We start from the raw sequence: 7,615 nt of genomic DNA on the forward strand, positions 1-7,615 counted from the left end.
TTCCTACGCGCTTCGCGCGGGCCAGGGCACGCACCTCGCTGCGTTGGCCTCGCTCGAGTTACGCCCGGTAGCCCTACGCTCGGCCGCCTTGCGATGCACGCACCCTGACCACGCCAAGCATCCAGGAACTTCCGACACGCGACACTAGACTCGACGCCGATGCGTAGCTCGAGCCGGACCGACGGGTGCGCCGCGAGCCGACGGTGGGTCGTGCTCGCCGCGCTGCTCGGCCTGCTCGCGATGCACGGGCTCGCGACCCACGGCACCTCCCACCGAGCGCACGTGTCCGAGTCGATGGCACCGGTGTCTGCCGAGCACATCGGCTCACCGATGGCCGAGGCCGGTGCGGCGACCGGCCCGACCGCATCGCGCAGTCCGTACGTCGAGCGGGACAACGGCCCGGGAGGTGCGAGCGCCCTCTGCCTCGCCGTACTCCTGGCCGGCATCGGCCTGGCCGTCCTGCTCGGACGCCGTCGCGGCGTCGTCCGGGCCCGAGGTGCGTCGCCCGCCGCGTTCGGACACCCGGCGCGCGCGAGGCGCGACCGGGACCCTCCCTGCCTGTTCACGCTGTCGGTCCAGCGCTGCTGAGGAGCACCAGGCGCGAGGTCACCACGGTGACGACGCGCCGCTGCGCCCTGCCCTCCCGACCACGCGACGACAAGGAATCCCCCGATGAACACGAAGAAGCTCGCGGCCGTGGTGGCCGCCGCCCTCCTGACGCTCGGACTCTCCGCCTGCGGCGGCTCCTCCGACGACGGCTCCGACGACAACCAGGCCGAGCACACCGCCCCGAACGGCGACGTCTTCAACGACGCCGACGTCGCCTTCGCGACCCAGATGATCCCCCACCACGCCCAGGCGCTGGCGATGGTCGACCTGACCAGCGGCCGGGACCTCTCCCCCGAGGTCGAGAAGCTGACCGAGGACATCCGGGCCGCACAGGGCCCGGAGATCGAGCAGATGGTCGACTGGCTCACGGCCTGGGACGAGCCGGTCCCCGAGACCATGCGCGACCACGCCAACGCCGAGGACCACGGCATGAGCGGTCACGACATGGATGACAGCTCGGACATGCCGGGCATGATGAGCGACGAGGACATGAGCCGGCTCGAGTCCGCTCGCGGCGCGGACTTCCAGACCATGTGGCTCGAGATGATGATCGAGCACCACGAGGGTGCGATCGAGATGGCGAAGCAGGAGCTCGCGGACGGCACCTTCGGGCCGGCCCAGGAGCTCGCGACGTCCATCGAGACCTCCCAGCAGGCCGAGATCGACCACATGAAGAACCTGCTCGGCTCGTGACCGCGACGTACCCGGCGCTTCGGCGGGTACAGGACGGTTGACAGAACGTCGCCAGCAGAGGAGCGCCGTCGTGAGCAGAGAGGCTCGAGGCCCCGCAGTACGGCCCTACCGCACCCGGTGGTCCGTCATCGCGTTCGTGGTCATCGCCCTCGCCGTGGGGCTGGCCATCATGTTGTGGCAGCTGTCCGGCGACCCGCCGGAAGAGGCCGACTCGGCGCCAGCCCCACCGCGGACCGCTCCCCTGCTGGCGATCCTCGCGATCAGGTGACCGAATCGCACCGTCGGCATCGTCGGCATCCACGTCGACCTGGGCTGCCACCCACTCTTCAGGCCCGGCGTGAATCGGTCAGACTGGCGCGATGACCGATCGGCTCGCCGACCCCACGTCGGCCCTGAAGCACTACCTCCAGCGCTCCCGCGAGGCGCTCCTCTGGAAGCTCGAGGGCCTGTCCGAGCGGGACGCGCGTCTGCCGCGCACGCCGACGGGACTCACGCTCACCGGCATCGTGAAGCACTGCGCCAACGTCGAGATCGGCTACTTCGGGATCACGTTCGGCCGGCCCTGGCCCGAGCCGGAGGACGGGTGCTACGTGCCGCTCGAGGCGTACGACGACGATCCGCAGGCCGACTGGTACCTGCCGGCCGAGGTCTCGACCGCCGACCTGGTCGCCTTCTACCGGCGGGTGTGGACCTTCGCCGACCGCAACATCGACGAGCTCGGTCTGGACGCCGTCGGCGCGCCCCCGTGGTGGGGCGCCCCGGAGGACAACCAGGTCACCATGCACCACATGCTCGTGCGCGTCCACGACGACACCGCCCGGCACGCCGGGCACGCCGACCTGCTGCGCGAGACGATCGACGGCGCCGCCGGCCTCAATCCGACCAATCCCAACGTCCCGGGCGGTGACTTCGACTGGGCCGGCTACCGGGAGAAGCTGACCCGGATCGCCGACGTGTTCCCGGGCTAGGAGTCTGCTGAACAAGACGGGCGAACGCGAGCGGCGTCCGGCGCGTGCGGTGGCAAGGCGGCCGAGGAACGGCGTGGCGGGTCACTCCGACCGAGGCGAACGCCGCCAACGCTCCACCGGGCGTCGCGTAGCCGCGCGGATTGTTCATCAGACTCCTAGGGACCGACGAGAGCCGATCGACCGGGCCGTCCCTCAGGTCACCGGGACGGCCGGAGCGCGCGGAACCGGAGCGCGTCGCGCCGGGTGGCGGTCTCCACCGCTTCGAACCCCGCACCCTCCAGTCGCGCCGCGAACCCCTCCGGGGCGACCGGCGTGCAGGTGTCGCCCACGTGTGCCAGCGCGAACAGCGGCCCCCACCGGCTGTCCGACCCGGCGAGCACCCCGTGCGGGCGCAGCACTCGCGCGGCCTCGGTGAACAACCGGTCCTGCGCGGCCGCCGACGGCAGGTGGTGCAGCATCGTGAAGCAGACGACGGCGTCGAAGGAGTCCGGCGCGAAGGGCAGTGCGGTCGCGTCGGCCTGGCGCACGTCCGCCTCCGGTCGCCGCCGCGCGAGGGCGAGCGCGGCGTCCTCGTCGTACTCCACACAGGTCAACGAGCCAACGCGCGGCAGCAGCCAGTCCGTCGTGAGGCCGGGCCCGGGTCCGAGCTCGAGGACCGAGGCTCCTTCGAGCGCCAGCCCGTCGAGCGCCCAGGGCAGCAGCCCCTGGACGGTCCGTCGCCAGGGCCGGGAGCGGCAGTAGATGCGGTGGACCCGGTTCATCGTCACCTCTCGTGGACGCAGCGGCTCAGCGCTCCCGATCCGACTACGAGGCCGGGCCCCCTGTCCAGTGCTCGGTCCAATCGCGTCGGCCGTCGCGGCACGGCATTCTTGTTTCTCACAAATGCACATGTGACAATCGCGGCATGACGGGTCCGACGCTTGCCGACACGCCCGCGAACGTCCCCGGCCGCGCCCGGCGCACCGAGGTGCTGACGCTGCTGCGCCAGGCCGACCAGCCGATGTCGGTGGCGGAGGTCGCGGAGTCGATGTCGCTGCACCTGAACACAGCGCGGTTCCACCTCGACGGCCTGGTCGAGGACGGCCTGGCCGAGCGCACGACCGAGCACCGGGACACGCCCGGCCGGCCGCGCGTCCTCTACACCGCCGAAGGACCTTCGATCGGTCCACGCAGCTATGCGCTGCTCGCCGAGATGCTCACCGGCTTCATCTCCACCATGCCGAACGTCGGGCCGGGCACGGCGGAGCTCGGCAAGGCCTGGGGACGGCACCTGATCGAGCGCGCCGCCCCATCCGAGCACGTGGACGCCGACGAGGCCGTGACGAGGCTGGACCGGATGCTCGACGCGGTCGGCTTCGATCCCGAGCCGCACGCGACCGAGTCGGGTGTCGACGTGCACTTGCGGCGCTGCCCGTTCCGCGAGGTCGCCGAGAAGCACACCGACGTCGTGTGCGCCATCCACCTCGGCCTGATGCAGGGCGCCCTCGAGGAGATCGACGCTCCCGTGACGGCGACCGCGCTGACGCCGTTCGTCACCCCGCACCTCTGCGTGGCTCGGATCGAACCGCGCGCCGGCAGTTAAACCCATTGACTTTGTTTTTACGCTTCTGCGCGTGACAATTTCTGCGTGACCATTGACCACCTCCCGCAGGACCGGAACCGCAGCACCGACTGGCTCGACGAGCGGGAGGAATGGCTCGACTCGGTCAGCGGCCTGGTCCGCGCCCACGGGCCCGACGGTGCGAGCCGGATGCTCGCGGAGGTCTCCGCCCACGCCGCCCGTCTCGGCGTGAGCGCCGGCGTGCGCACGGCGTACCGCAACACGATCCCGACCGCGGACTCCGACGCCTACCCGGGCGACCTCGCGGTCGAGGACCGCATCGACGCCTACCTGCGGTGGAACGCGATGGCGATGGTCGTGCGAGCCAACAAGCGGTACGCCGGCCTCGGCGGACACCTGTCGACCTACGCCTCCACGCTCACCCTCTGGGAGGTCGGCTTCCGCCACTTCTTCCGGGGCCGCGGATCCGCGGGTGAGCCGGTGACCTCCGGGGATCAGGTGTTCTTCCAGGGCCACGCCAGCCCGGGCATCTACGCCCGAGCCTTCCTCGAGGGCCGGCTGAGCGCCGAGCACCTCGACCACTTCCGGCGCGAGGTCGCCGGCGCCGGGCAGGGCCTGCCGTCCTATCCGCACCCGCGCAGCATGGGCGAGTTCTGGGAGTTCCCGACCGTGAGCCTGGGGATCGGGCCCCTGCACGCCGTCTACCAGGCGCGGTTCAACCGCTACCTGGCCGCGCGCGGCCTCGCCGACACCAGCACCGCCCGAGTGTGGTGCTTCGTCGGGGACGGCGAGATCGACGAGCCCGAGACCCTCGCCGCGATCCGGCTCGCCGCGCGCGAGCACCTCGACAACCTCGTGTTCGTCGTCAACGGCAACCTCCAGCGACTGGACGGCCCCGTGCGAGGCAACACCCGCGTCCTCGACGAGCTCGAGGGCATCTTCACCGGTGCCGGCTGGCACGTACTGAAGGTGCTCTGGGGCCACCGCTGGAGCGAGCTCTTCGACGCCACCGGGGGCGACGCGCTGCTCGAGCGGCTCGAGTGCATGAACGACGGCGACCTGCAGCGGCTGACGATCCTCGACGCCGCCGAGCTGCGCGAGGAGCTGTTCGGCGGCGGCGACCCGGCGCTGGCCGCGCTCGGCGCGACCCTCAGCGACGCCGATCTGCTCGGGCTGCGGCGCGGCGGCCACGACCCCCGGACGGTGTACGCCGCGTACGCCGACGCCGTCGCCCACCGGGGCCGGCCGAGCGTGGTGCTCGCGCAGACGGTCAAGGGCTTCGCCCTCGGCCCGAACTTCGAGGGCCGCAACGCCACGCACCAGATGAAGAAGATGACGGCCGATCAGCTGCGCATCTTCCGCGACATCCTCCAGGTCCCGGTGAGCGACGCGGAGCTCGCCGACGGGCTGCCGCCGTACCTGCCGCTGCCCGAGGGCTCCGCCGAGCTCGCCTACCTACGCGAGCGACGTGCCGCACGCGGCGGCTCGCTCCCCCGGCGGCCCGCGACGCCGGCCGTGCTGCCCACCCGGCCGGGCGCGGCTGCCTTCACCCAGTTCGACGCGGGCTCGGGCAAGCGCTCGGTGTCGACGACGGTGGCCTACACCAGGCTGCTGCACTCCCTGATGCGCGACCCGGACGTCGGCCGCCGGATCGTGCCGATCGTCCCCGACGAGGGACGCACGTTCGGCTACGAGCCGTTGTACAGCGAGTTCGGCATCTACGCCCCCGACGGCCAGCTCTACACGCCCGTCGACGCCGGCCTGCCGCTGTCCTACCGCGAGAGCGCCGACGGCCAGGTGCTGCAGGAGGGCATCACGGAGGCCGGTGGACTCGCCGAGCTCACCGCAGCCGCCACGGCCGGACACACCTGGGGCACCGCCGTGGTGCCGTTCTTCACCTACTACTCGATGTTCGGGTTCCAGCGAGTCGGCGACCTGATCTGGGCGCTCGCCGACGCGCGCGGCCGGGGCTTCCTGGTCGGTGCGACCGCGGGCCGGACGACGCTGGCCGGCGAAGGCCTGCAGCACACCGACGGCTCCTCGCAGCTCGCGGCGCTCGCCGTGCCGAGCTGTCGCGCCTACGACCCCGCCTTCGCCTACGAGACGGCGGTGGTCGTGCGCGACGGGATCGAGCGGATGTACGGCGATGCCGCCGAGGAGTGCTTCTACTACCTCACCGTCTACAACGAGGACTACGTCCAGCCGGCCAAGCCCGTCGACTCGGGCATCGCCGACGTCGGCGTGGACGAGGCGATCGTCGCCGGCCTCTACCGGGTCTCCGCGCCGCCGGACGGCCGGTTGCCCCAGGTGCGGCTGCTCGCCTCGGGTCCGGCCGTCCGGAGCGCCCAGCAGGCCGCGGCCGACCTGGCCGAGGACGGCATCGCCGCCGAGGTGTGGTCGGTGACGAGCTGGAAGGCACTGCGCGACGACGCGCTCGACGTCGAGCGGTGGAACCGCGAGCGCCCCCACGCGCCGGCGCGCGCGAGCTTCCTGCGCCGCGCACTGGGCGATGCCCCTGTGCCCGTGGTCGCGGTCAGCGACTACGTGACGGCGCTGCCCGATCAGCTCGCGCGGTTCGTCGACGCGCCGTACGTCAGCCTCGGCACCGACGGCTACGGCCTCTCCGACACCCGCGAGGAGCTGCGCGCCCACTTCGGCGTGGACGCGGCCGGGATCCGGGCGACCGCAGCGGGTGTCGCCGACCGACCGGCGGCGCGCACCGAGGCGGGGCTGGTGGCTTGAGCCTCGAATCACCGACTCGGGCTCTCCTGCTGGATGTGTGGATGGGTCACCCAGAGACGTCATACGTTCCAGAGGCTAGGACGCCCAGAACGTATGACGTCTCGCGACCCGACCTCGGCGGCCGGGACGGACGATCACGCACGGGGAGGCCGCCGACAACACGGTGTCGACCCACACAAACGGCGCAAGAGCCCGACTCGCGGCGCCGCTCCGGCGCCAGGCGGACCGACCGAAGGAGACAGATCGCGATGATTGCCGAACGGACCGCCACGACCACCTGGGAGGGCAGCCTCGCCCGCGGTGACGGCCGGATCGAGCCGGACAGCGGCGCGTCCGACGCGCTCCCGGTCACCTGGCCAGCGCGCACCGAGGCGCCCGGCGGCAAGACCAGCCCCGAGGAGCTGGCCGCGGTGGACGAGGCGGCGGCGCTGTGCCCGATCTCCCGGCTCTTCGCCGGCGCGGCGATCAGCCTGAGCGCGGAGCTGGGGAGCGCATAGATGTCGCCGCTGGACGCCGTCTCGGCCGGGCTCCTCCTGCTGGCGGGAAGCATCTGGATCGGCGGGCTGATCGCGATCATGGTCGTGGCCCGGATCGCGACCGGCGTCCTCGATGCCCGGGCGCGCATCGCGCTGTTCCGCGGGCTCGGGCGCGTCTACGGCGTCCTCGGGACCGCGGCGCTCGCGGTCGCGTACGTCGCGGGCGGCGTACTCGTGCGCGACCGGCCGTGGGGACCGCTGCTGGCGAGCACCGTCGTGGTCGCGGCGGTGCTCGCGCTCGTCCTGGGCGTGGCGATGGCGCAGGCACGCCGGATGACCCGGCTGCGCCGCCGCGCGCTCGCCGCCGGCGCCGCCTGCGCCGCCCCAGGAGCCACCGGTGTCCTGCCCGGTGAGGTACGCCGGGGAGCGGTCCGCGCGGCCGTGCTCCGGGCCGCGATCGGCGTCCTGACGCTGGCCCTGCTGGCCCTCGGCATCGCGATGGCGGCCTGAGCTCGCCCCGGACGCCGACCTTATATACAATTCGACTCGTGACAAACACTCGACCG

The 7,615-nt window shown here is 72.3% G+C and carries 9 protein-coding genes; 8 read left to right on the top strand and 1 reads right to left on the bottom strand.

Annotated elements, in window-relative coordinates; genetic code table 11:
- Window positions 1-159 precede the first annotated feature (159 nt).
- From VGD85_RS12455 to VGD85_RS12470, 4 genes are all read left to right on the top strand, one after another.
- Window positions 160-588, top strand: a complete 429-nt coding sequence (locus VGD85_RS12455; RefSeq protein ID WP_331063763.1) for a DUF6153 family protein — start codon at window positions 160-162, stop codon at window positions 586-588.
- A gap of 84 nt (window positions 589-672) precedes the next feature.
- Complete coding sequence (locus VGD85_RS12460; protein ID WP_331063764.1) at window positions 673-1,302, top strand: DUF305 domain-containing protein; 630 nt, start codon at window positions 673-675, stop codon at window positions 1,300-1,302.
- Between the two features lie 70 nt (window positions 1,303-1,372).
- Entirely contained in the window at window positions 1,373-1,570 is a 198-nt protein-coding gene (locus tag VGD85_RS12465) for a hypothetical protein (protein ID WP_331063765.1), read from the top strand.
- A 91-nt stretch (window positions 1,571-1,661) separates the two neighbouring features.
- Window positions 1,662-2,270: a DinB family protein gene (locus tag VGD85_RS12470; protein ID WP_331063766.1), complete on the top strand. Its 609-nt coding sequence runs from the start codon at window positions 1,662-1,664 to the stop codon at window positions 2,268-2,270.
- Window positions 2,271-2,467: 197 nt separating this feature from the next.
- Here the strand turns inward: VGD85_RS12470 and VGD85_RS12475 are convergent, their stop codons facing one another.
- Window positions 2,468-3,031: a class I SAM-dependent methyltransferase gene (locus VGD85_RS12475; protein ID WP_331063767.1), complete on the bottom strand. Its 564-nt coding sequence runs from the start codon at window positions 3,029-3,031 to the stop codon at window positions 2,468-2,470.
- A gap of 143 nt (window positions 3,032-3,174) precedes the next feature.
- Between VGD85_RS12475 and VGD85_RS12480 the strand changes: the two genes are divergently transcribed.
- The 4 genes from VGD85_RS12480 (at window position 3,175) to VGD85_RS12495 (ending at window position 7,559) form a co-directional block, all read left to right on the top strand.
- A complete protein-coding gene (locus VGD85_RS12480; RefSeq protein ID WP_331063768.1) occupies window positions 3,175-3,852 on the top strand; it encodes a helix-turn-helix transcriptional regulator in 678 nt (225 codons plus the stop codon).
- Window positions 3,853-3,897: 45 nt separating this feature from the next.
- Window positions 3,898-6,573 carry a pyruvate dehydrogenase (acetyl-transferring), homodimeric type gene (aceE, locus tag VGD85_RS12485; protein ID WP_331063769.1) on the top strand — a complete coding sequence of 892 codons (2,676 nt, stop codon included), beginning with the start codon at window positions 3,898-3,900 and terminating at the stop codon, window positions 6,571-6,573.
- A gap of 248 nt (window positions 6,574-6,821) precedes the next feature.
- Window positions 6,822-7,070 carry a hypothetical protein gene (locus tag VGD85_RS12490; RefSeq protein ID WP_331063770.1) on the top strand — a complete coding sequence of 83 codons (249 nt, stop codon included), beginning with the start codon at window positions 6,822-6,824 and terminating at the stop codon, window positions 7,068-7,070.
- Window positions 7,071-7,559 carry a hypothetical protein gene (locus VGD85_RS12495; RefSeq protein ID WP_331063771.1) on the top strand — a complete coding sequence of 163 codons (489 nt, stop codon included), beginning with the start codon at window positions 7,071-7,073 and terminating at the stop codon, window positions 7,557-7,559.
- The last annotated feature ends 56 nt before the right edge of the window (window positions 7,560-7,615 follow it).

Origin of the sequence: Nocardioides sp., from assembly GCF_036401255.1 — a bacterium.
In the GTDB taxonomy this organism is placed as follows: Bacteria; Actinomycetota; Actinomycetes; order Propionibacteriales; family Nocardioidaceae; genus Nocardioides.

Excerpts from the sequence above, each read along its gene's own strand:
- VGD85_RS12460 (WP_331063764.1), top strand. The coding sequence starts at position 673 with ATGAACACGAAGAAGCTCGCGGCCGTGGTGGCCGCCGCCCTCCTGACG.
- VGD85_RS12480 (WP_331063768.1), top strand. The coding sequence starts at position 3,175 with ATGACGGGTCCGACGCTTGCCGACACGCCCGCGAACGTCCCCGGCCGC.
- VGD85_RS12490 (WP_331063770.1), top strand. The coding sequence starts at position 6,822 with ATGATTGCCGAACGGACCGCCACGACCACCTGGGAGGGCAGCCTCGCC.
- VGD85_RS12455 (WP_331063763.1), top strand. The coding sequence starts at position 160 with ATGCGTAGCTCGAGCCGGACCGACGGGTGCGCCGCGAGCCGACGGTGG.
- VGD85_RS12475 (WP_331063767.1), bottom strand. The coding sequence starts at position 3,031 with ATGAACCGGGTCCACCGCATCTACTGCCGCTCCCGGCCCTGGCGACGG.
- VGD85_RS12495 (WP_331063771.1), top strand. The coding sequence starts at position 7,071 with ATGTCGCCGCTGGACGCCGTCTCGGCCGGGCTCCTCCTGCTGGCGGGA.
- VGD85_RS12470 (WP_331063766.1), top strand. The coding sequence starts at position 1,662 with ATGACCGATCGGCTCGCCGACCCCACGTCGGCCCTGAAGCACTACCTC.